This is a genomic window from Phormidium sp. FACHB-592 (genome assembly GCF_014695795.1).
Taxonomy (GTDB): Bacteria; Cyanobacteriota; Cyanobacteriia; order Leptolyngbyales; family Leptolyngbyaceae; genus Stenomitos.
Map to the genome: position 1 here is coordinate 410,414 of NZ_JACJOZ010000103.1, position 23,455 is coordinate 433,868.

Genomic DNA, 23,455 nt, shown 5'->3' on the forward strand with positions numbered 1-23,455 from the left:
AATTATAGGTGACGAGAAACAACTCAAAAACTTAGCACGCACAAGGTTTACCGCAGGTGATCGAGGTTAGGGCGCACTTTAGCACGGATGGCGATCGCCGTAATATTGTCATGCCCGTTTAATTGATTGGCAAGCTCGACCAATTGACAGACACCCTGCTCCAAGTTGGCTTGCGAACTAAGCATAGGTTCGACATGGGTACGCCAGTGGGTCTCTAGCAAGTCGTTATCGGTCAGCCCGTCGGAACACAGGAGCAGCAACGTATCTTCGTTTAGCTCAACATACTGAATATCGGGCTTAACAAAGTGTTCGTCGCGAGGTCCTAAAGCCTGGGTCAACTGATAGGCATCAGGTCGAGCATAGGCAATGTCGGGATCAACACCTCGCTGAATTTCCCGTTGACCCACTTCATGATCGATCGTGATTTGCTCCAGTCCCCGCTTGCGAGTGTAGCGATAGAGACGGCTATCGCCTACATGAGCTACAGCCGCTTCTGTGTCTTGAATGAGCACCACAACCAGCGTAGTGCCCATACGCCCACTGCCAGAACGGGCATTTTGCTGGTTCACATCGTAGATTGCTTTGTTGGCAAGCTGCACAGCTTCAATCAGCACATCAGGTCCCGGCAAAGTATTAGCACCATCAACCGAGAAGGGCGCACTCTGCCACTTCTCTTTGAAGTAGCGCCGCAGCGTATCGACCGCGAGAGCGCTAGCAACTTCTCCACCTGCGTGCCCGCCCATGCCATCGCACAGAATGTAAAGGTTACGGGCATGAACCGTTTTACCAGACGGGCTTTCTAGCTTGGTTGCCTGAGTTTCGATGCCAAAGTAGTCCTCATTATGATCCCGTTGCCGCCCAATATCGGTGCGTCCTGCATCCTCTAGGTTAAACAGTTGCATCGGCAAGACAACCGTGGGCAAGTCATCGCTATCACGATCGTCATCTGACGCTGGCAGCTCGGTCAGTGGGATTTCTAAACGGGTTGAGGCTGTAGATGCACTCACGTCAGCAGGAGGAGAGGCAGAGGACAAGTCGGCTGCGATCGCTGGATTATCAGCAGACGTATCAGTCAACTCAAAGCGTTCAGAATCGGACATCATCTCGGTTTCGGGTTGGTTTGCCTGAAGTTCGTGGGCGACTTCCTCAATGCGCGATCGCAAGTCGGCGATCGTCGTCAATTTGCCAGCCTCTATATCTGCTAGCAGTACATAAATGGCACCAATTTGAGTGCGCTGTGACTGAGCGAACAAAGTTTGCCACAGTTGCCCTAGATCTTGCAAGGTCAGCGGAGCCTCTACTGGGTCAGCATACAGACGTTGCAAGCAAACCGCCTGGTCTTCATCGACCCGCAGATTGTTAATTTCTAACAAACTCTGGCAGGCGTGCCATGTTTCTAGTGCGCTCCACAACTCTGCCATTTCATAGAGCCAATGCAACAGTTGGAGAGCCGGTAGCGCGAGATCCAGATCCAGCCACAAGTCAATCAGCCGTGGTAGGGACGATCGATCTTCCAACACAAGGATTTGCTGCCCCTCTTGCTGCCATGCATCATGAATAACGGGCAACGCTTGATGAAATTTGCTGCCCAAAGCCAGATAAGGCTGGGCGATCGACGGTACTGCCATTGATTGCACCGACTGCCCGCGATTAGCTTCGGACGGCGCTGCTTCACCCGCCTCTGCCGTAGCCAACAGCGGATCGCTACTAGATAAACCTGTTGATGCTTCTGATGCTTGCTTTGCAAGTGCTTCTAAAAGTGACATTTGAAGTGGCTGACAGTCTAAAACCAGTACATGCCTTTCATTTGCGGCTTGCTGGTTAGCTGCATCTGGCTCTGGCGAGTGTAAAACCTCCAACAGTTGATAGCGCTGATGGCGATCAAGGTAGACCGCTGTACGAGTGCCACCGACTGATACTGACTCCTCTACGGTTGCAGTCGTGTTAGCTGACAGGGAGACCTCAGAAAGTTGATGATCACCAACTACCAGCGCCCACCAGATTACGCCCGCGATCGCGCCACACTCCTGGCACTCTACGCTGTCAAAAGGAACCAGGCTATTGCATTCAGGGCAAGTATTTTGAGTGAGTGAGGTGCCGCACTCCTGACAAAACTTGTTGGTGTTGGGATTTTCAAACTGGCATTGAGGGCAGACAAGCATGGTGGGCTTCCTAAATTCCCGTCTGGGAGGCTCAGGGTGGGGCTTCAGCGACAGAAACGCATCAGCGCCAAGCACTGGTGCTGAATCAAGACACTGCGACAAGGACGATCGAGTTTTAACTGACAGAACTGTAGCCTATTGAAGCAGCATTCCTAAAAACGTCCCTGCTGTGTACAGCTTATCCGAATGTTTGCTACTCAGCACCCACAAGCTAGGGATTCACAGATCCATCATGGCGGGTAAGACTATACGTCTCAAGCGACTGCGGTTCACAAGGTCAAGACAGACAACTTTTGCAGCAATAATCTGCACCTTGTTTAATAGCGTAAAACCCTATATAGCAGGGGAGAGTTTCACATATACTTCGCTCATTCTCAGGCACTTGCTCCTGGTTCTGGAGAATCCGAATGCGCTGCTGGCCTAACCACCGCTGCCTTTTGCCTTGTAGCCCAGCTTCAACAGAAACTCAACGATTTTTTGCTTGTGATCGCCCTGAAGCTCAAGTTCATTCTCTTTCAGCGTACCGCCGGCACCGCAATGTGCTTTGAGCGTTTTGAGTAGGTCTGTTAGCGTCTCTTGGCTTGCTTGAAAGCCACGAATGATCGTCACTGTTTTACCTTTTCGTCCAGCGCGCGATGCCTCTACTCTCAAGCTTTGCTGATTGGGTGGTAGGTCGGGAACGGCTCGTTTAAGCGCATCCGTATTGTCCGCATTGCCAAATTCCGAGTACACAACCCGCCCGCGATCGAGCGGTCTTGCACTGGCAACATTCGCTTTAGCGGGCTTTTGTTTGGAGGACATAGAGCCATTCCTTTAGCCTTTCATGTGTAAGTGAGTACTTTATAACGGTAAGGTTTGGGCTGACGCAATGCTTCCTTCAGCACCTAAAGGAGGTCTGCTGCATCAAAGGATGAGAGCAATCATTCCTTGATGCAGCAATACCAACAGAAGCTGCTTCACACCTGGCTTCTATTTACCCATTCCCAACTGTTGCGCTTTCTGGTAGACCTTTCCTTCTGTCAACAAAGAGGGAGCAATGACAATTTCAACTTGCTGCATTTCTTTGATATTCTTTGCCCCCAGAGTCCCCATGCTAGTTTGCAGTGCGCCCAGCAAGTTGTGCGTACCATCATCTAGCTGAGCGGGACCACGAAGAATTTGCTCTAATGTACCAGTGGTATCAACGCGAATCCGAGTGCCACGGGGCAAGATTGGACTCGGCGTTGCCATGCCCCAGTGATACCCACGTCCCGGTGCTTCTTTGGCTTTGGCAAAGGGAGAACCAATCATCACACCATCTGCACCGCAAGCAATGCACTTGCAGATGTCACCGCCTGTGATCAAGCCACCATCGGCAATGACAGGGACGTAGTTGCCCGTTTCTTGAAAATACTCATCGCGAGCTGCAGCACAGTCTGCGATCGCCGTTACTTGCGGCACCCCTACACCCAGCACACCCCGTGAGGTACAGGCTGCTCCAGGACCAATGCCAACAAGAACACCAGCCGCACCAGCCTTCATGAGATTGAGTGCCACTTCATAGGTCACGCAGTTGCCCAAAATCACCGGAATCGGCATTTCCTGGCAAAAGTGAGCCAGATCGAGCGGCACGACCGACTCTGGAGCTAAGTGAGCCGTAGACACAACTGTTGCCTGTATGAAAAACAAATCAGCGCCAGCTTTGGCAACTGCTGCACCATACTTCGTCGCACCGATCGGCGTTGCACTGACGGCTGCAACCCCACCCTGCTGCTTGATTTCGTGAATCCGTTGCTCAATCAGCTCTGGCTTGATTGGTTCTGCATAGAGTTCTTGCATCAGCGTGACAAACTCGCTTTTGCCTACGGACGCAATGCGATCGAGCACTGGATTGGGGTCTGCATACCGAGTTTGGATACCCTCTAGATTCAGCACGCCCAGCGCCCCTAACTGAGACAAGCGCACCGCCATGCCAACATCAACCACACCATCCATCGCGCTTGCAATGATGGGAATCTCACGCTCAATGCCGCCAAGCTGCCAGCGTGTATCTGCCAACTTTGGATCAAGAGTCCGCTGCCCAGGCACAAGCGCAATCTCATCAATACCATATGCCCGTCGGGCGGTTTTGCCCCTACCAATTTGAATGTCCACCGTTCTTCCCACGTCTTTTAGTTAGGGTATCAAATCACGACGCGGATTGGCGCGTTTGGCTGGAGAGAGAAGGTAAAAGACAGAAGACGGAGGTTCTAATGCCTCCTCATTCCTCATTGAAGATTAGGGCAAATCGTTTGCTCAATCACATGTGCGGGTGGATGTTCTTGCCAACCGGAGAGAATTCCGTTTAACTCAGCGCGGAGAGTTTCTAACGCTTGAATCTGCTGGCTGACGATCGCCACTTTATCTTCAAGGTGTTGCTTCACTTCATAACAAGGCAGCTCACCCTCATCATGAACAGCCAGGATCGTTCTAATTTCGCTCAACGCCAGACCAAGCGACTGTGCCCGTTTCACAAACGCCAGTCGGTTCAATACCTCTGTGTTAAAGAGCCGATAGCCTGCCTGCGATCGCTCAACGGTTGGTGTCAGCAACCCAATCTCCTCGTAGTAGCGAATAGTTTTGACTGGTAGCCCGCTGCTGGTTGCCACTTCGCCAATTTTAAGGAGTTGTTTTGTCGCAGTAGTAATCATATTCTCATTACCTTCATTGCCAAGACATCAAACGGGCACCGGCTCAAACAAACTGTTTTGACAACCGCTGGACAGTGATGAGGACTCAGCGTTTGCCGCTGGGTGGCTTTTGAGACAGGCGTAAGGTAGGCAGCACTGGACGAGAAGAATCGGGCGGCAAGACGTAAACTGGCGATCGCTCACTGGCAGTCGATAGATGACGACGCTGATGCTGCCGCCAGCGCAGCGCGATCGCAGCCCCAACCGTACCCAGCCCAAACGTCATTAACGACCAATGTTCTCCTAGCCCGCCGATTGTCGCTTCAACGACTCCAGCAGTAATCACAAAACTGGTAATCGGTTCGCTTCGATACGCCGATCGCAGAAAGCGTGTCCAGATTAAATTCATCCCCAACCATCCTTACCGTACTTTCTTTATTTTAAGGTGCTAGGCAGGCAGCTAGAAAGCGTCCCTCGCAGGGGCACTCAACTTGCAGAGCATTTTACCTTTTAACAGCAAGAAGGGAGAGCCATCGACTCTGCTTAGATGACTGGCGGCTGGAGTACGTTAAACTCTAGCCACTACTATTGCTCCAGGTTCACTATTGCTCCAGGTTCTCAACCCACTGCCACCAGCGATTTAGCGGAAAGTAAACGACAGGTGCCCACAAGCTGCTGAGGATGGCAGAACTCAGAGCAATGAGCTGATGATAGTTCCAAATTTCTACGAGAGAGCGCTCGGCTTGGAAGCTATACTGAATCGCCATGATAGTTTCGGCAATGACCGCTGTACCAAAAGCAATCAGCGCCACTGAAATAAAGTCCTCCTGAATGTAGCGCCCCTTACGCAAACGTGCCGTTAGGATACCGACTGCCATCAAGCTTAAGGTATGTGTTGGCATAGGAGCCGTCATGCCATCCTGAATCAAGCCCAATACCAGCCCTGCCAGCGCTCCCTGAAACATCGTTCGATTCACGCTCCAGGCAACTACCCAGATGAGAAGCCAATTTGGTCCAATGCCCGCTAGCTCCATGCCAGGTAAGCGGGTTGGCAAAAGTAGCAAGCACAAAAGCAGCGAACCGATCGTCACTGCCGCATTTACAACAAGCCGTTGCAGGGGCTGGCTTTGCCAAGTACCTACCAAAGAATCGCTTTTCATGGCACAGGTTGGGGGGCAGGCTTTTTGCCTGGAATCTCGACAGAAGCAGCGTCCTGATCATGGGGATACACTACTGCCCATTCCAAGAAACTAACCGGTGCAGAAAGCTCGATCGTGGCTTCTGGAGCAGGGCTTTTGTTAAGGTTTACTGACTCTACCCGCCCTACTGGCATACCCGCAGGAAACAGTTGGCTCAAGGATGACGTAGAAACAACATCACCCCGCCGGACATCAGGCACTTTATCAAAAAATTCCATGACTGCATGGCTCGTTGACTGCCCACGCATATAGCCCATAAAGCGGCTACGGCTAATGGTCACTCCAATGCGACTGGATGGATCACTCAGCAGCAAAACGCGGCTAGTGTTAGGTGTCACGCTGGTCACGCGACCGACCACACCACCCGGAGCCATGACAATATAGCCCACCTTCACGTTGTCACTGCTGCCTCGACCCAAAATAAGCAGCTGCCACCAGTGGTCTGCACTCCGTCCAACAACGGGAGCAGTAATGCCAGCTTTTTTAGTTTCCGAAACGTAACCTACCAGTTCACGCAACCGCTGATTCTGGCTTTCGAGTTCCGTAAGCCGCTGCTGCAATTCCTGGAATTGAGCATTTTCAAGTAGCTTTTGCTGGGCAACGTTAGGCTGAAAGACACGAGTGAGCAGTTGATAGCCCTCAAATAAGGGCGTTGCCTGCGTCTGCCGCAGGATCAAAGCAGAGCCAACAGCCATGCTCGTTAAGATAATTCTGAGCTGGTGTCGATCCCACCAGCGGCGCAAGGTATACATGCAGGCGTTTTAGGCGTTAAACGAGCGGTTGACCAAATGCAGCAGTTGCAAAAAAGCAAAGGAACGATTCAGGAGGGATAGAAACTGAGTAGCACAGCTCCTCAAGGCGTTTGACGTCAAGCAACCACTAAAAGTTGCGCGATCGACCACTAAAGACACGCTCCAATTGCTTGAAGTTTTCTAGAACACGCCCAGTACCGAGCACAACACAGCTCAGAGGGTCAGCCGCTACGTGCACAACAATGCCTGTTTCATGGCTGATCAGAGTATCAATGCCCTTCAGTAAAGCACCGCCACCCGCCAGCATAATGCCGCGATCGATAATATCCGCAGCCAGCTCAGGCGGAGTGCGTTCGAGAGTACGCTTAACTGCATCCACAATAACGGCTAATGGCTCTGACATACTTTCACGAATTTCGGGAGCTTTCACAGCTACCGTGCGCGGCAAACCAGACAGTAAGTGTAGACCCCGAACTTCCATTGTGGTGTCGTCATCAACTGGATAGGCAGAACCGATCGTGATTTTAATTTCCTCAGAGGTACGTTCACCAATCACCAGATTGTGTACTTTCTTCATGTATTGAGAGATCGACTCACTCAGCTCATCGCCTGCGACACGCACCGACTCACTCAAAACAGTTCCTTGTAAACTCAGTACCGCCACCTCAGTGGTGCCGCCACCAATATCAATAATCATGTTGCCAGTAGGCTCGGCAACCGGCAACCCAGCGCCGATCGCCGCAGCTACAGGTTCATCAATCAAATAAACATCTCTCGCACCCGCTTGAGAGGCAGCATCCATCACCGCACGGCGCTCAACACCCGTTACGCCACTAGGAATACCAATCACGATTCGAGGCGATACTAGCGTTCTGCCCTCATGCACTCGTGCAATAAAGTGCTTCAGCATCAGCTCAGCGGTGTCAAAGTCAGCAATAACACCATCGCGCAGCGGACGTAGTGCTACCACGTTACCAGGTGTCCGTCCCAGCATTCGCTTGGCATCTTCTCCCACTGCCAATGGCATCTTCGTATCCTGATCCATGGCAACGACAGACGGTTCTTGCAGGACAATACCTTTGCCTGACACATAAACCAATGTATTTGCTGTGCCAAGGTCAATGCCCATGTCCCGCGATAGGGAAAAGCGACTAAAAAGTCCCACTAGCCTCTATGCCTCTCAAATAACGAATGAATTGCTGGATGATCTTGCACCTACACAACTATACGTGCAATCAAGGTTGGATCTTATTATGTTTTTCGCTATGAGTCCAGCAGGCACAGGATTTTAACGATAAAAAATTGGCTCATCAGGATGCAGCAGCCAACCTTAGTAATGCTACCGGACTTTAGCTTGGACTTGTGTAGCAATTATGGCAATAATCAGCAATTAGTGGTCGGTCGGTCGCTGGCTGAAAAACGCCTGAAGCACTGACTAAATAGTTTCTGTAGCTAGCAAGTTGTAGGTAAGCCTACAGAAGCAACCCTGCTACGCGGACTTGATCTAGAGCTTCGGTCAAGCAGGGGAGTTCTGCCCTCATAGCTAAGGTTAGTTAAAGAGACGTTGCCTTGCAGCTACTACCACCTCACGCTATTAAAAGTTGTCCATCTTTTAGTAATGATTCAAAAGCTAAAGATCGATCGACAAGTGAAACGTACCGCACCGCTAACAGGGCTGCTAAAATACATTTGTACCAATCGATATTTTGGGACTCAGCTCCTAAGATGAGATGGAATAATGGAGTGCGTTGCAATCTTAGTCCCTAGAAAAGAGTTAACAGAAAAGTTATGAGTTTGAATGCTGTAACCCTAGTGGGTCGTGTTGGTGGCGATCCAGATGTGAAATATTTTGAGTCTGGCAGTGTTAAGTGCAGCCTCACCTTGGCAGTCAATCGCAAAACGCGCAATAATGACCAGCCTGACTGGTTCAATTTAGAGCTGTGGGGTAAGACGGCTGAGGTTGCCGCTAACTATGTCCGCAAAGGCAGTCTTATTGGTGTGACAGGCGCACTCAAGTTTGATACCTGGAAGGATCGTAGTACAGGTGACGATCGCTCAAAACCAATCATCCGTGTGGAGCGGCTCGATTTGTTGGGTTCTAAGCGCGACAATGAGGCAGGCGCAAGTAGCGGCGGGTACGATGACGAGTTTTAAAGAGTTATGAGTTTTGAGTTTTAAGTTAGAAGATCCTCTTAGACAACTCAAAACTCAAAACTAAACACTCAAAACGCTTGCTAGTAGCTAATTTGCAGTGTTACCGATGCCTGCACTTCCTGTTCGCCACCAATGACTGGGCTGGGAGCTTTAGAAGCCGCAGATGCCCGCATATTTTGAAAGTCTTCCAGTGGGCGTGGTGGGGGTGCAGATGCACCGTTGACCTGGATGCTGACGATCTGCCCTTTGGTAAAGTTAAGGGCGCTGAAGACGGCATCTGCCTGTGCCTGGGCATCCTGTATTGCTTCACGGAGAGCAGTTTTTTGGGTTGCCGCGATCGCCTCATCGGTAGCAATGAAGCTCACACCGTCAATACGGGATGCACCCGCTTTAACTGCCTCATCTAACAACGTTCCAGCTTTCTCAGTTGCAATACGGAAGCTAACAATGTTGCTGGCAGAGTAGCCCGTTAGCGTTTGCTTGCCGTTGTCGTACTGATAGGAGGGGTTGAGGTTAATGCCTGTCGTTTCAAGTTTGTCTACCTGACGCGCTTTGAGCAAGTTAATCACAGCATTCGATCGCCGTGCTACTTCTTGCTGTACCGCATTTGCTGTCTTACCCTGCGCCTCTACACCGAGGCGAACCTGAGAAATGGTTGTTGCAACCATTTCTGTACCGCGCCCACTCACAGTCAGCGTTCGCATCATTTTCTCTTGTGCCAGTACCGGATTAGCAAAAGTAAGACTCAATAAGCCAGCGCTTATAAGCAGCGCTTTGAAGCGATGCCAGGAAACAGATTTGTCGATCGAAGAAGTTGAATGAATCATGCTAAGTTCTCCTCACAAGGAACGATGAAGTGAAAATTGTTTGATGTCTTCACTGTGACACCCAATTGCAGGAAGGTATGTTTGGTTACAGATTTAGCAACTTGCGGGGAAGGCGGGAGTTGGGAGTTGGGAAGTCGAGAGCAGGGAAGCAGGGGAGGCAGAGGCAGAATTGATGTACCTCTTCACCCTTCTACCCCTTTACCCTTCTACCCCTTCGCTCCTCACCTCTTTCGTATAGACAATCGTTGTATGGAGCTGACGAAAGCCGACTGATTCGTATAACCGCAGTGCGCCAGAGGGATTATCGGAATCTACACCCAGGAGGGCAGTTTCGGCACCGATCGACCTCAACTGCTGTAGGTACAAGAGCAGCATGGCACGACCCAAGCCCAAGCGACGGAAGCCTCGACGAGTGCCCAGCACCTCGATCCAGCCCTCGTTTCGTCCGCTGCGTTGATTGTCGTTTGGGTAGATGCAGCCAGTGCAAAAGGCAGCGAAGGTGCCGTCAGGCGCGATCGCAACCAGGTCTAACGCTGGATCATAATCAGGGTCTTGGTTGTGGTAATGGAACTGTTCAACGGTCATAGGATGATGGTTCCAATGATCGATGAACGATTCATTGAACAGCGCCACCCAGTCTGCTGCGTCCAGCTCACTGACGACGTGACGTAGCGTAAACCCAACGGGAAATTGGGGCGTGGGGATTGGTTCTGCCAGAGAGCGCGCCATTTGAAAGAAGTAGCGCTTGGCAGTAAAGCCGTAACGCTCCAAAAGCCGAGGGCGATCGCCTTGATTAGGGCGGGAGACTGCCTGCAATTCAAGTAGAGCGCTACCGCCGACGGCACGTAACTGTTGCTCACCCCACGCAAAAATCTGAGTTTCGATGTCGCTGTTACGGGCTATGGGGTGAACGTGGAAGTTGAGGAAGCCGCTATGGGTTTCGGTCGGTTGAGGAATTGATAAGGCACCAAAGCCGATCAGCGTTCCGTCATTTCTCTGCCACAGGCTTATGTTACGAGCAGCGTCTAAATTAGGGTGAGCAAATTCTTGACGTAGTTCGTCAACCGACGTGCCAATATCGGCGCGATCGACCGCTTCGCAGGCATTCATCAAACAGGCGATCGCGGGCAAATCCGCTTCACCTGCATAGGGACGCATGATGATGTTTGAAGATAGTAAAGTAGACACGGTGGGGACTCCGTTAATTTCAGCCGCAAGAGGCTAAGGGTGATCGCAAACAGGCACTACAGATCGCAAACAGGCACTATAAAGAAGAGGTGTCGATCGCGTAACAGTCATTTGCACCTGCATAACTACACGTTGGACTGAGGCAGTTTCGTAGCAAGAGTAAAAATGCCTGTAATTTTGGCTGAGAACCTGAGCAAGATGTATCCCGTTGCTGTGAAAGAGCCTGGGTTGAAAGGCACCGCAGTGCACTTTTTTAAGCGAACCTATCGTCAAATCAAAGCGGTGCAGAACATCTCGTTCTCTATTGAGCCAGGGGAAGTAGTGGGTTTTCTTGGTGCCAACGGCGCGGGCAAGACAACTACACTAAAGATGCTGACGGGCTTAATCCATCCATCAGCGGGACGCATTAATGTAGCGGGACACGTACCGTTTCAGCGCAAATTTGCCTTTTTGCAGAAAATCACGCTGGTTATGGGGCAAAAGCAGCAGTTGATTTGGGATTTGCCTGCGCTAGATTCACTGCGAATCAATGCGGCGGTTTATGGGATCAGCGATCGCGACTTCCATCAGCGGGTGGGCGAACTCACCGAAATGCTTTCGCTGCACGACAAGCTGAACCAACCCGTCCGCAAACTCTCCCTTGGTGAGCGCATGAAAGCCGAACTGCTGGCAGCGTTGGTTCACCAGCCCCACGTTCTCTTTCTGGATGAGCCGACATTAGGGCTGGATGTGAATGCTCAGGTCAGCGTCCGCGAATTTTTGCGCGAGTACAATCAGCGCTACCAGGCAACGGTTCTGCTAACCAGCCACTATATGGCAGATATTACGGCGCTTTGTCAGCGAGTATTGGTAATCCACGAAGGACAGTTGATTTACGATGGCAGCCTGGATGGGTTGGTCGATCGCTTTGCACCCTGTCGCGAGGTCAATGTTGAACTGGTGCGTCCTCAACCTGCCGAAACGCTTTCTCTGTACGGCGATTTGGAGTCAGTGGATGGAACGATCGCCAAATTTTTGGTGCCGCAAGAACGCCTCACTCGCACGGTTGCCAAGCTGCTATCGGAGTTAGAGGTAGTGGATTTATCGGTGACAGAGCCGCCGATCGAAGAAGTGATTGGACGAGTCCTGCGATCGGGGGTGGCATCGTGACGGAAGAAGGCAAAGGGCAAAAGGCAAAAAGCAGAAGTGGTTTGAAGCGGTTGGTTCAGATTGCTCAAACCATGACTTCGGTCTACTACGCCTACATGGTGGAGTATCGGGCTGAGTTGCTGCTGTGGGTGCTGTCGGGTTCGCTGCCAATTATTCTGATGGGCATCTGGGTGGAAGCCGCGCAAACGGGAAACTTTGGCTTAACGCCCGTCGATTTTGCTCGTTACTTTTTAGCTGCCTTCATCGTTCGTCAGTTCACCGTTGTTTGGGTGATCTGGGAATTTGAGCGCGAGATCATCGAAGGCAAGCTGTCGTTTCGGTTGTTACAGCCGCTTGATCCGGCGTGGCACTACTTCTTTTCTCACTTTGCAGAACGGTTTGCCCGTTTGCCGCTTGCTTTTGGGCTAATTGTCCTCTTTTTCTGGCTTTACCCACAGTCGTTCTGGGTGCCTAGCCTCAGCGGCTTTCTGTTGTTTTTGCTGACCGCTGTCTTTGCCTTTGCGTTACGTTTTTTGATGCAGTATACGCTGTCGATGTTCGCCTTTTGGACGGAGCGTGCCAGCGCGCTAGAGCAGTTCTGGTTTTTGTTCTACCTGTTTCTGTCAGGCATGGTGGCACCACTGGAAGTTTACCCACCGCAGATGCGGGCGATCGTCCTCTGGACACCCTTTCCTTACCTCATCCACTTTCCTGCCAGTCTACTGGTTGGGTTGCCTGTCAACCTGGGGCAAGGATTGTTGGTCATGCTGGGCTGGAGTGGAATTTTTTTCGCACTCTATCGCTGGCTGTGGCATAAGGGATTAAAGCAATATTCAGGAATGGGTGCATGAAAGGAGTTTCAATGGTGCAGCGAGGCAGCCGATGAAGTGGCAATACCTTGAAGCCTATTCTTCCGTCAAAATTGTAGGGAAACTGAATAAAAACGGCTACCGAGTGCTGACGGTCAATGGTCAGGACTACAAACTTCGGGAAGGCTTGGATTTTTTAGGGCAGCAAGAATGGGAGTTGGCGGCTGTCCATGCGATCGATGAGGCACATGGCGGCGAACAGAGCCGCATTCGTACGCTAACGTATCTCTATATTTTCAAACGACCGCTTGCCAAGTAGCTATCAGCAGTCGGCGATTAGCAATCAGCAATCAGCTTAAAGATGCCGTTAATCCACCGAGAGGGAGACAAGCCACTTGAAAGCTGATTACGCCACTTGAAAGCTGATTACTGACCATTCACGACGTTAGCCTACAGGCGCCTTTGCTTCCTTTTCTTTGGCGGCTTCGATATTGGTATGGTCTTCGAGGTAATCGAGTAGTTTCAAGAAATCAGTACGCGGGAGCGATCGTCCGCCCACTTCCCGAAATGCCAACTGCGGCTTGTCATTTTCAACGATGTGATAGCCCCAATAGAGCAACTGCTTGCTAAAGCGAATTGCAACTGTTTCAGGATCGATGTAATGGCATTTGGAATCATCTGCCATCAAAGTCTCAAACTCTGTCTTCAAAATACGATTCAAGACTTCGTTGCGTCTCGATTCGTCGCTGTGATAGTTGTTCACAATCACAAACAACTCGGCGTTAATATTAATCCGCCGTACAGCGGCAAAGGTACGTCGAATTACATCGGCGTTCTTGTTAATTCCCAGCGGATTTAGCGTGGTTGGGATCAAGCAATAGTTAAACTTTTCGATGAATGCTTCAGGGTTTGCGTCGTACTCTGGGCTGCAATCGCAAATCACAACGCGGGTGTCGGGGTATTCTTCTTCGCGCCATTCGGTATGGTTGAGAACGGTAATCGTTGCGCCCAAGCCACCACGTCGTCCGGGAATGTAAACGCCATCGCCCAATAGCTTTCGCAGGTTGCTCTGGCGATCGAGGTCAATCAGCACGACATCGTACCCATTGAGCGCGAAGGCTCCTGCAAGATGGGCGCTAATGGTCGTTTTGCCGACTCCACCTTTGCAGGTAAACACCCCAATGTAGGTAAGCTGTGCCCGTGGTGGCGGTTGGGGAATGTCGCCATCTTCCCAGACTATTTGATTGTCCTTAAAGCTGCCCAGCGCTACATCAACGACTTCTTCTGTCCGCATATAGGTAAAGACAGAGGCGGTAAAGCCCGATGCCGAAAGGAGGAAGCCCTGCGTGAATTTAGCGGCGGCGGGACGCTCTAAAAAGTCAATAAATTTCTCCAATTGCCCTGCATGAACTTTTGCCCGCTGATGCTTAACCTGCACCGCTACATACTCGCTGCCGCGTACTAGCTCAATGTCGTAGCCCAGCGTGTTGGGTGGGGCAAGGGTCGCCGTCCAGCCGTCTTGCTCAAAGTGCTGGAGGATGACTGCCTTGAAAGCGGAGGTGTTCTCGAACTGGGTCATATAGTTTGCACCGATCTCGCGTAGGGACAGCCGCTACTAGAGAGTAGCCCAAACCTGCCGGGTAGAAAAGCGCTATTTTCTACATTACGCACTGAGGAATTGTCTTTGTGCTACGTTGCTTATCGGTTCCTGCCTTCAGCGCGATCGCCCCTTTTGTCCATTCACAACCCTGCTTTTACTCTTTACAGCCGGTCGCATGCTTTCAACCCTAACGTTGGGTTTCGCAATGCTCCATCGAAGCTGTAGTGAGGAGCGATCGCCCCTCTCACACCTTCACCACAACGCCTTTGCTTTCTACGATCGATCGCCCGACGGCACACAAAGCATACGTTCCTGATGGCAGAGTGGTAGCTGTTGTTGTAGCGGGGAGAACCTGACGAAGTGTCCAGGTATTGCCGTTTTGTTGGTAGAGTGTCCAGTTACGGATCTCTGGAGTCGCGGCATTCCAGGTGAGCTTGCCGTTGCTATAGCGAACGCCTGTAGGGGTAGCAGGTGTGGCGGTCAGCATCCAGGGCATAGCAGGAGGTAGGGCAAGGTTGGCGTAGGTCGTCGTGCGGAAGCGATCGCCTACACCTTGATGGTTCGCTGCCAGTGCTTTTGAGCTAAAAAACACATTGCCCAGCGCCAGTTGGGGCGAGAGCTCACGGGTCAGGTTAATCTGGTTCAGGATTTCGGACAGATCCCATTGGTTGCCGCCCAGAGCGCTCAAGTTGTTGCCGGGATAGAGGTGGCGCTGCTTAAGGTTATTCTCTGCCCACCAGCGCAGCAAGACTGGATAACTTTGCGCGGGCGGCTCAATTCGCCAGTAAAGCTGAGGCGACAGGTAATCGACCCAGCCTTCCTGCAACCATTTAAGGGCATCAGCGTAGAGTTGGTTATAGGCATCCAGCCCTCGTACTTGTGACGGCTGACCAGGGCGGTAAATGCCAAAGGGACTAATGCCAAACTTGACGTAAGGTTTCGCAGCATGGATCTCCGTAGCAAGGCGCTGCACCAGGCGATTCACGTTGTCTCGTCGCCAGTCTGCGAGGGCTAGCGACCCACCACCCGCTTTGTAGGTCTGATAGGTTTTGTCATCGGGAAAAGCTTGTCCGGCGATCGGGTAGGGATAAAAGTAATCATCCAGATGAATGCCGTCCACATCGTAGCGACGCACCACATCGAGAATGACGTTCACCGTCCGATCTTGCACGACCTTTGCGCCAGGGTCCATCCAAAGCTGTGTATCCCAGCGATACACCACCTCTGGATTGGTCGTTGCGAGATGAGGGCTGACATTAACAATGCGTTCAGAGGTACGAGCGCGATAGGGGTTAAACCAGGCGTGGAGTTCGATGTTGCGTTGATGTGCCTGGGCAATCGCAAACTCCAGTGGGTCATAAAAGGGATCGGGAGCTTTGCCCTGTGTGCCCGTTAGCCAGGAACTCCAGGGTTCTAGCGACGAGCGATACAGCGCATCCCCTTCCGATCGCACCTGTAAGATCAATGCATTCAGGTTCAACGACTGCATTCGATCCAGGATGGCGATTAGCTCTGCCTGCTGCTGCTGGGTGGAAAGACCCATCTTGGAGGGAAAATCACCGTTCCAGACGCAAGCAACCCAGAGAGCACGAAATTCTCGCGTATGCGACACAGCGACCGTTTGCACCCAACGGACGATCGCGCTAGAGGCGATCGCAGGCGCTTTGCCCTGGGCAACCAGGCATTGATAAACAAAGGCAGCAATTTCAGCGCGAGTGGCGGGTTGCGTTGGTCGTAGTCGCTTCAGATCGGGGTGATTGACGACGATTTCGTTTGTAGTAGCGGTGGTGATCGCGGCGATCGCCCAACTAGCAATCTGAGCGCTGTCCTGATAAATCTGTGCTAGCGGGACAGAAGCTGCTGGCGGCAAGCCCACCCCGCCCACTAGCGATGCCAATGCCTGCACTCTAGGAATATTCTCATTTGGACGAAACTGTTGCCCTGGATAGCCCGTTAAAAAACCGCTCTCATACGCTCGGCGAATCGCGCCCGCTGCCCAATGAGTCGTCGGCACATCCACAAACGGCACATAGGGACGGATAACAGACGGATTGAATGCTGCTTGCAGCACAGAGGCAAACTCTGCCCGACTCATCGCGCGTTCGGGGCGAAACGACCCATCCTCAAACCCACGCATGATCTTGCGCTGCGCTAGTCCTTCAATAAACGGACGTGCCCAGTGCGCTTGGATATCAGGGAAACCAGGAGAAGCAACCATACACAGCAATGTTTGAGTTTATAGCCCTCAGCTCCAGCCGTCCTCGATGGGGAGAAGGAAGCCAGAATGTTGCCTCTCCTTTGGAGGAAGGACTAGGGTAAGGGTGGATTCATGCAGGCAATTTATTATCCTCCAAACTCAGATTTCCTAAAGTTTAGAGATCAAAATCGAGAGACATTTGTTGCGTTGGTGCCTCTGGTGGTGCTGGCTGGTCGATCGCCGGACCCGATGCCAATTTGTGAGCATGGCGAGTCGTTTCGGGCAGCCGATATTTGGTGGTGCAGCGCATCACATACGCGATCGCTGTTTCTAAACTCACTCGATGTCCTGGCGAAATATAGAGTGGTTTAGTGCCAGGGCGAGTTCGCAGTGCCGCGCCGATCGTGTCGCCTTTGTGCATCAAGGGTTGCCAAGTGCCGCGATCGTCCGCCAACTCTGCATGTTTACCCACTAGGATGGATTTGCCAACGCCGATCGCAGGCACATTTGCTAAAAGCCCAATATGGCAAGCAATCCCAAAGCGTCGCGGATGGGCTATTCCCTGACCATCACACAGCAGCAAATCGGGAATCACTGTGATTTTTGCCAACGCATCCAGCACCGCAGGCACTTCTCGAAAGGAGAGAAAGCCAGGAATATAGGGAAAGGTTGTGGGACGACGCGCGATCGCGCGATCCAGCACCTGCAATGTCTCCAAATCGAGCACGGCGATCGCGGCACGAGTCACGGTTCCATCTGCCTCAAAACCGACATCGACACCTGCAACATGGCGAATCGTGTCAAAGTCATCGATCGTCACGATTTCTTTGCGGAGGTCTTGCTGAATGGCAGTTGCCTCTTCTGCTGTCAGCACCCAGTCGTGACGTTGGACAATGTGCATGGGGAGAGGAGTGAGGAGAGCAGGGAAAAAAGGGGAGCAGGGAAAAAAGGCGTTTGTCTCTATGAGGTGCTTGCGGGTAACGGTTTCATTGACTGGATAGCGTTGAGTGCTAGGGCGATCGCAATTAACGCCATGCCTGCTGCTTCAATCAGCTTTGGCTGCTCACCAAGCTGTATCCAGGCAGCCAGCACACCGACGATCGGATTAAGCAAGATACCTAAACCCGCCGTGCCAGCAGACATCCGGTTGAGTACATAAAGCCACAGCAGAGTAGCGATCGCCGTTCCTGGAATGACGTTGTAGACCAAAGCAAAGATGAAAGGCCCCGACCAGATGATCGGCGTTGAAGGCTCAAGCACCGCTGCCAAAGAGGCTGCCAGAATTAAGGGGACTGCACCAGCGATCATTTGCCAGGTGGTAAACGACAACAAATCGAGCTTAACGGTTTGACGGACTTGTTTGGCAATCACTGCACCACCCGCCCAGCAGACACCTGCCAGCAATGCCAGTACTTTACTGGCGAGGGTGCCATGCAGATGTTGTAAGTCCAGAATGAGCAGTAGCCCGGTGACACTCAGGACGATCGCCGCCCACTGTAAGCCGCGCACTCGCTCGTGCAGAAACACCCAGGCGAGGAGCAACGTCCACAGCGGCATCATATACACCAGCACAGACGTTCTGCCAGCGCTGCCACTAACCAATGCCCACGTTGCAAACCCATATACACCCGCAATTTGCAGCACGCCTGCCCAGAAGGTTGCCATCATTTCTTTAGGCAGCAAGGGCTTCCGCAACCATGCGAGCGCTAGCAGCAAACTCAAGGCACCCAATGTAATGCGGAGCGCTGCAAACTGCATTGGCGGCGCATACTGTACGGCGATTTTCATCTGTACCCAGTTGTAGCCCCAGATCAACGCCAGCGCGAGGAGCGCTAGCAGGGAAGCCCAACGTGCCGATTCTGGTTTAGTCACAATTGCTTTCTCCAGCAGGGGTTTGACTTCTTGACGATGCTCGCCTTCTAAACTATAGGAGACTATCGAAATGATCGTCGTCTATGCTGTTTTCAGCCGACGGACACGAGTAGCCAATGCCATCCCAAAATGTATGCTTGTAAATGGGGCTGGTAAAAGCAAGGTCCTAAGCGCTACTAACCATTGCTGAAGCAGTGGACGGCATTACCTTTGGTGCAATCAATTTAGGGAAGCAAACGTTATGTCGTGTTCCGATCGCTGGTTAGCACTGTCGATCGGCAACTCGCGCTTGCACTGGGCAGCCTTTAGCGGTAACGACCTTCAGCAGACGTGGGACACACCACATTTGTCCGCTGCTGACGTACAACAACTTATCGCCACACAGTTTACAAAAAGCGCGTTTCATCCCTCGCTCCACGATAATGCTGACGGTGCTCACATGCCTTTGTGGATTGCTTCTGTTGTCTCCCAGCAAAGTTTGCTTTGGCAGAAGTATGATGCCGCAACCTTCATAACATTAGAGCAAGTGCCGTTAGCAGGGCTGTATCCAACCTTAGGCATCGATCGAGCGATCGCTGCCCTGGGTGCGATCGCGATCGTGGGTCGTCCCGTGCTCGTAATTGATGCGGGTACTGCGCTCACGTTCACTGGCGTGGATGGCGCACGGTTGATCGGTGGCGCAATTCTGCCGGGCTTAGGGCTACAGTTTCAGACGCTCCAGCAGGCAACCGCAGCCCTTCCAAATGCGCTTCCCGCAGCCCTTCCTGCTAGCGAAGAACGAGTTGCGCCCCAGCTTTTGCCGCCTCGTTGGGCACTCAACACAACCGACGCGATCGCTAGTGGCATTATCTATACCCTGGTAGCAGGGCTACAAGCATTTGTGAACGATTGGTGGCAACAGTTTCCGGCTAGCCCTGTGTTGCTAACGGGCGGAGACCGCGATCGCCTCTATGCTTATCTCACCGCCACGATGCCTGCCATGGCAAGCAAACTAACGGTTGAACCGCAGTTGATTTTTTGGGGAATGCGATCGGTGAGAGGGGAAAGTCTAAAGGCTGAAAGCTAAAAATTCAGCCGTTCTCAATAAACGCTCGAATTGCCTGAGCAACGTCATCGGCTTGAGTTTCCGGCGTGCTGTTGCTGCTGTGAAGTTGTTGCAACTTCGCGTTAGGAGCCAGTTGAGCGTACGTCTGTCCCAAAAGCGACACCGCAGGTTTGTCATGATCACCTTGCAGCACTAACATCGGCACCTTCAGCCATTGCAATCGTTCCTGAAGCTGCTCGGCGCGAATTTCGGCGCCTCGTCGTTGAAACAAGAGCTTGCAGGCAACGGGAAACGTGAGCAGTTGCCGTCGTCGTTGTAAAAGTTGCTCGACACGGCGGAGTTTGAGAAATTTGCGAAACGCATGGAGCGATCGCAGTCCCCAGCCCACCACAGGCAGCTTTAACAAGCGAGTTTTCCACCAACGCCAGCCCAGCCCCTTCACCTGAACACCTTCGGGTGCCAGTAGAACAAGACCCTCAACACGATCGAGATACTTCAGCGCATAACTAGCCGCAATCCAACCGCCCAACGAATGCCCTACAAGATACACCCGTCGCAGCTTTAAGGCGTCTAAGTGATCCGCAAGACATTCCACTGCAAGCTCGATCGAGTAATGCACGTTAGGGCACTCTGATTCACCAAAACCCAGTAGATCTGGAGCTAGACAGTGATACGTCGTACTTAAGCGTTCAACGAGCGGAAGCCATTGGCTGCTGTCGTCCCAGGAACCATGCAAAAAGACGATCGATCGCCCGTGACCCACTTCGCGCCAAAAAATTTGTCCTTGAGGTAGTTTGATACGAGCATTTCTAAGCGGTAGAGGCATCCTGAACCATGAAATAGTGTGAGGAGAGAGAGGAGTAAAGGGCGAGGTGTGAGTGCAAGCTAACGCTCTTGTCCCTTGTTGCTTAAGACAGTAACAGAACATTTACATCATTCACACTCAGAACTCAGAGCTTAAAACTCAACCGTCTTACGCCAGCGTAGTTTTTCCGTCGAAGTAATCCTGAAGTTGGCGATCGTGGTCATGCGATAACTGACCCAGGGGCATATCCGATCGCGAGAAGGCTTTCACTGCCAGAACTTCCATCGTGTCCCGAATTTGAATCTCGCCACGGGCTTCAACTTCCACCACCACACAAATTGAATGAATACGAGGATCGCGCTCTGGTGAAGAATAAATGCCGACTAAACGACGAATGTTGGCAACCTCTAGCCCTGTTTCTTCGGTTAGCTCTCGGTGTACGGTCGCTAACAGATCTTCTCCCCAATCGACCATACCGCCCGGCAAGCCCCACTGCCCATTATCACGGCGCTGCACCAGCACAATCCGCCCATCGGGCAAAAGCGGAATAATACTTGTGCCCGTCACCGGATGCCGGAACAGAATGCCTAAGACCGCTTGCCCAAAATGCCATAACCGACGCATAGATTAAATCACTGACTAAAAAGTCTAGCGGCTGACTATTGGCAACCACATGGCGACTCTATCGCGTGATGATCCATTCAGACAAGTGCCTCCAGAATCTCCTTTGCATGAAATTCTGGCTTAACTTTTTTATAGATTGCCTCGATCGTACCATCCGGTCCAATCACAAACGTATTGCGGCTAATACCAACGTATTCTTTGCCCATGAATTTTTTTAGTCCATAGCTTTCGTAGGCAGTTGCTACTTGTCCATCTACATCTGTTAATAGCGGAAAGGGCAGTGCAAACTTAGTGGTAAATTTTTCGTGAGATTTTGCGTCGTCCGTACTCACGCCCAAAACCACAACGTCTTTTTCTTGAAAATCAGAGTAGCTGTCTCTAAAGCTACAAGCTTCTTTTGTACAACCAGGAGTGTTATCACGAGGATAGAAATACAGCACTACACGCTTGCCTTTCAACTCAGCCAGGTGAATAATATTGCCTTTGCCGTCGGGCAAACTAAAAACGGGAGCAGGGTCCCCAACCTTAAGAACCATAACGAGAGATTAATTTCACCATAAAGGTATTTAAATGTTACGGGTTTCCTTAGAGTCTGTCTAGATCGCTGAGTTGATCGATCTGACCTGTAGTAAACCCAGTGCTGCAGGGACATTACAGCGCAATGTCCCTGCCGATGCTAGTTATAGCAAAAGGATGAAGGATAAATCGAAACCCTTGCTTCAAGGAGGTTTCAAGGTTTATGTCTGTCCTAACGCCCTCTTCGCCTGCTATAGCAGGTTAAGCACCGATCGCTAAACCCCGATCGCCCAGTTAACAAGCGTGCGAACCCCATAGCCTGTAGCACCAGGGCTGTTATAGCCATTTTCCTTCTCAGTCCACACAGGACCCGCGACATCAAGATGCGCCCAGGGCGTTTCTTTCACAAACTGTTTCAGGAAGAGTGCTGCGGTGATGGAACCGCCCGGTCGTGGTCCGGTATTTTTCATATCGGCGATCGGAGATTTCAGCCCCTCAAAATATTTTTCTTCCATCGGCATTTGCCAGAGCTTTTCGCCTGCCAGTTCGCCTGCTTGTGTTAGTTGGTTCGCAATGTCAGGGTCAGAACTCCACAGTCCAGCGATTTCGTCGCCCAGCGCAATGACACAGGCTCCAGTTAAGGTTGCCAGATCGACGATCGCATCCACACCAAGCTTCTCAGCAAACACAAGGGCATCCGCCAACGTCAAGCGACCTTCTGCATCTGTATTGTTGATTTCGATCGTCTTACCATTTGATGCGGTGAGAATGTCACCGGGATGGATGGCATGACCACTAATCATGTTTTCGGTCGCAGCAGAGATGAAATGCACTTCCACATCAGGCTTAATTTGGGCGATCGCCTTTGCTGCACCCAACATTGCCCCTGCACCACCCATATCGGTTTTCATCATCTCAATGCCGCTACCAGCACCTTTGATGTTGAGTCCGCCCGAATCAAAGGTCAGCCCTTTGCCAATGATGGCAAGCTTGCGACGGGGTTTGCCATCCGGTGTATAGGTCAGGTGGATAAATTTGGGCGGCAGGTCAGCACCTTGGGCAACACCTAGAAAGGCACCCATACCAAGCTTTTCACAGTCTTCTCGCTCTAGAATTTCGAGTGCTAAACCGTGATCATGGGCGATCGCTTCTGCCGTTTCTGCCAGCGTGATCGGCGTAACATAGTTGGCTGGGGCTGCTACCAGTTCCCGCGCCAGAAAGACACCAGACGCAATTTGACGGGCAAGGGCGATCGCCGCCGTCTGATCACCTAAGCCCAAGAGTTCAATCTGCTCAATAGAGGAACCATTCTCGTCGGCTTCTGATTTGAAGCGGGTGTCTTTGTAGAGAGCAAGCTCGGCTCCTTCAGCGATCGTCTGAGCCGTCAGCGCCGCGTTATCGTGCCAAATTGGCAGGCTGATACCCAATGTTTTGCACTTTTCCTTCTTTGCCAAGCGCGCGATCGCGGCGGCTGCCCGACGCAGGCTGTCTAGCTTCATGCCCTCCGCTTTGCCCAAACCGACCAAAATAATTTTACGCACAGCGCTACCCGAACCCACTCGCGTCGCTACGCTGCTGCCATCCTTACCCTTAAACTCTGCCTCAGCAATTAGTTCTTTCAGCGTGCCCAACAACTTTTCGTCCAGGGTCGCCAGCTCATCCGAGAGCGCACCATTGTCTTCAAACAGACCGATCGCCAAGCCATCTCCAGACCACTCTAAGAGGGGCGTACCTGTCGTTCGCACATCCATTCAGCTTTTCCTCGTTTGCTTCATTCGATCTCTAGTATTGATCAAAAAGCAAGGGTCGTAGAGCGAGAAGGCTTGTTTTTGGTCTTAATAAAAAATGAGCAACTCAGCGATCGCTAGCACCCTAGAAGGCAATTGCACTCTTTATAGGCAAGATGAAAGCAATGTCTTTAGCCATAAT

General features: G+C 51.7%; 23 protein-coding genes. 5 read left to right on the forward strand and 18 right to left on the reverse strand.

Features of this window, described 5'->3' with window-relative positions; translation table 11 throughout:
• Positions 1–47: 47 nt before the first annotated feature.
• From H6F86_RS28590 to H6F86_RS28625, 8 genes are all read right to left on the reverse strand, one after another.
• Complete coding sequence (locus H6F86_RS28590) at positions 48–2,162, reverse strand: serine/threonine phosphatase (protein WP_190454002.1); 2,115 nt, start codon at positions 2,160–2,162, stop codon at positions 48–50.
• A 420-nt stretch (positions 2,163–2,582) separates the two neighbouring features.
• Positions 2,583–2,963 carry a translation initiation factor gene (locus H6F86_RS28595; RefSeq protein WP_190454005.1) on the reverse strand — a complete coding sequence of 127 codons (381 nt, stop codon included), beginning with the start codon at positions 2,961–2,963 and terminating at the stop codon, positions 2,583–2,585.
• Between the two features lie 168 nt (positions 2,964–3,131).
• Positions 3,132–4,295 carry a GuaB3 family IMP dehydrogenase-related protein gene (locus H6F86_RS28600; protein WP_190454008.1) on the reverse strand — a complete coding sequence of 388 codons (1,164 nt, stop codon included), beginning with the start codon at positions 4,293–4,295 and terminating at the stop codon, positions 3,132–3,134.
• Positions 4,296–4,408: 113 nt separating this feature from the next.
• On the reverse strand, positions 4,409–4,831 hold the full coding sequence (locus H6F86_RS28605; RefSeq protein WP_190454010.1) for a heavy metal-responsive transcriptional regulator: 423 nt from the start codon (positions 4,829–4,831) through the stop codon (positions 4,409–4,411).
• 85 nt (positions 4,832–4,916) lie between these two features.
• On the reverse strand, positions 4,917–5,219 hold the full coding sequence (locus tag H6F86_RS28610; RefSeq protein ID WP_190454011.1) for a hypothetical protein: 303 nt from the start codon (positions 5,217–5,219) through the stop codon (positions 4,917–4,919).
• A gap of 193 nt (positions 5,220–5,412) precedes the next feature.
• Positions 5,413–5,970, reverse strand: a complete 558-nt coding sequence (gene mreD / locus H6F86_RS28615) for a rod shape-determining protein MreD (protein WP_190454014.1) — start codon at positions 5,968–5,970, stop codon at positions 5,413–5,415.
• Entirely contained in the window at positions 5,967–6,761 is a 795-nt protein-coding gene (gene mreC, locus H6F86_RS28620) for a rod shape-determining protein MreC (RefSeq protein WP_190454017.1), read from the reverse strand. Before mreC ends, mreD begins: the two co-directional genes overlap by 4 nt.
• 127 nt (positions 6,762–6,888) lie before the next feature.
• Entirely contained in the window at positions 6,889–7,890 is a 1,002-nt protein-coding gene (locus tag H6F86_RS28625) for a rod shape-determining protein (RefSeq protein WP_190454419.1), read from the reverse strand.
• 659 nt (positions 7,891–8,549) lie between these two features.
• On the opposite strand from H6F86_RS28625, the gene H6F86_RS28630 reads away from it, so the two are divergent.
• Positions 8,550–8,915 carry a single-stranded DNA-binding protein gene (locus H6F86_RS28630; protein ID WP_190454019.1) on the forward strand — a complete coding sequence of 122 codons (366 nt, stop codon included), beginning with the start codon at positions 8,550–8,552 and terminating at the stop codon, positions 8,913–8,915.
• An 80-nt stretch (positions 8,916–8,995) separates the two neighbouring features.
• Here the strand turns inward: H6F86_RS28630 and H6F86_RS28635 are convergent, their stop codons facing one another.
• Together H6F86_RS28635 and H6F86_RS28640 are read right to left on the reverse strand one after the other, a co-directional pair.
• Positions 8,996–9,742: an SIMPL domain-containing protein gene (locus H6F86_RS28635; protein WP_190454022.1), complete on the reverse strand. Its 747-nt coding sequence runs from the start codon at positions 9,740–9,742 to the stop codon at positions 8,996–8,998.
• Between the two features lie 198 nt (positions 9,743–9,940).
• Positions 9,941–10,930 (reverse strand): GNAT family N-acetyltransferase, encoded by a 990-nt coding sequence (locus H6F86_RS28640; protein WP_347241291.1) that lies wholly within the window; start codon positions 10,928–10,930, stop codon positions 9,941–9,943.
• Positions 10,931–11,095: 165 nt separating this feature from the next.
• Here H6F86_RS28640 and H6F86_RS28645 point away from each other — a divergent pair, with 165 nt between their 5' ends.
• From H6F86_RS28645 to H6F86_RS28655, 3 genes are read left to right on the forward strand one after another with little or no spacing between them, the layout of a single operon-like run.
• Positions 11,096–12,079, forward strand: coding sequence for an ATP-binding cassette domain-containing protein (locus H6F86_RS28645; RefSeq protein WP_190454026.1), 984 nt, complete (start codon positions 11,096–11,098; stop codon positions 12,077–12,079).
• 41 nt (positions 12,080–12,120) lie between these two features.
• Positions 12,121–12,909, forward strand: coding sequence for an ABC-2 family transporter protein (locus tag H6F86_RS28650; RefSeq protein WP_190454424.1), 789 nt, complete (start codon positions 12,121–12,123; stop codon positions 12,907–12,909).
• Positions 12,910–12,940: 31 nt separating this feature from the next.
• Positions 12,941–13,186, forward strand: a complete 246-nt coding sequence (locus H6F86_RS28655) for a hypothetical protein (protein ID WP_190454027.1) — start codon at positions 12,941–12,943, stop codon at positions 13,184–13,186.
• Between the two features lie 126 nt (positions 13,187–13,312).
• Here H6F86_RS28655 and H6F86_RS28660 read toward each other — a convergent pair whose 3' ends face one another.
• From H6F86_RS28660 to H6F86_RS28675, 4 genes are all read right to left on the reverse strand, one after another.
• Entirely contained in the window at positions 13,313–14,446 is a 1,134-nt protein-coding gene (locus H6F86_RS28660; RefSeq protein ID WP_190454028.1) for an AAA family ATPase, read from the reverse strand.
• 265 nt (positions 14,447–14,711) lie between these two features.
• Entirely contained in the window at positions 14,712–16,685 is a 1,974-nt protein-coding gene (locus H6F86_RS28665) for a family 10 glycosylhydrolase (RefSeq protein ID WP_190454031.1), read from the reverse strand.
• A gap of 154 nt (positions 16,686–16,839) precedes the next feature.
• Positions 16,840–17,565 (reverse strand): deoxyribonuclease V, encoded by a 726-nt coding sequence (gene nfi / locus H6F86_RS28670; RefSeq protein WP_190454035.1) that lies wholly within the window; start codon positions 17,563–17,565, stop codon positions 16,840–16,842.
• A gap of 59 nt (positions 17,566–17,624) precedes the next feature.
• Positions 17,625–18,536 (reverse strand): EamA family transporter, encoded by a 912-nt coding sequence (locus tag H6F86_RS28675; RefSeq protein WP_199305546.1) that lies wholly within the window; start codon positions 18,534–18,536, stop codon positions 17,625–17,627.
• 241 nt (positions 18,537–18,777) lie between these two features.
• Between H6F86_RS28675 and H6F86_RS28680 the strand changes: the two genes are divergently transcribed.
• The gene (locus H6F86_RS28680; protein ID WP_190454037.1) at positions 18,778–19,602 is read left to right on the forward strand and encodes a pantothenate kinase; all 825 of its coding nucleotides are present in this window, start codon (positions 18,778–18,780) and stop codon (positions 19,600–19,602) included.
• A gap of 4 nt (positions 19,603–19,606) precedes the next feature.
• On the opposite strand, the gene H6F86_RS28685 is transcribed toward H6F86_RS28680, so the two are convergent.
• The 4 genes from H6F86_RS28685 to H6F86_RS28700 all read right to left on the reverse strand — a co-directional run bounded on the left by H6F86_RS28685 (position 19,607) and on the right by H6F86_RS28700 (position 23,277).
• Complete coding sequence (locus tag H6F86_RS28685) at positions 19,607–20,407, reverse strand: alpha/beta hydrolase (protein WP_190454039.1); 801 nt, start codon at positions 20,405–20,407, stop codon at positions 19,607–19,609.
• Between the two features lie 147 nt (positions 20,408–20,554).
• On the reverse strand, positions 20,555–21,010 hold the full coding sequence (locus tag H6F86_RS28690; protein ID WP_190454041.1) for an NUDIX hydrolase: 456 nt from the start codon (positions 21,008–21,010) through the stop codon (positions 20,555–20,557).
• 77 nt (positions 21,011–21,087) lie between these two features.
• On the reverse strand, positions 21,088–21,546 hold the full coding sequence (gene bcp, locus H6F86_RS28695) for a thioredoxin-dependent thiol peroxidase (RefSeq protein WP_190454044.1): 459 nt from the start codon (positions 21,544–21,546) through the stop codon (positions 21,088–21,090).
• A 255-nt stretch (positions 21,547–21,801) separates the two neighbouring features.
• Positions 21,802–23,277: a leucyl aminopeptidase gene (locus tag H6F86_RS28700; RefSeq protein ID WP_190454047.1), complete on the reverse strand. Its 1,476-nt coding sequence runs from the start codon at positions 23,275–23,277 to the stop codon at positions 21,802–21,804.
• Between the last annotated feature and the right edge of the window lie 178 nt (positions 23,278–23,455).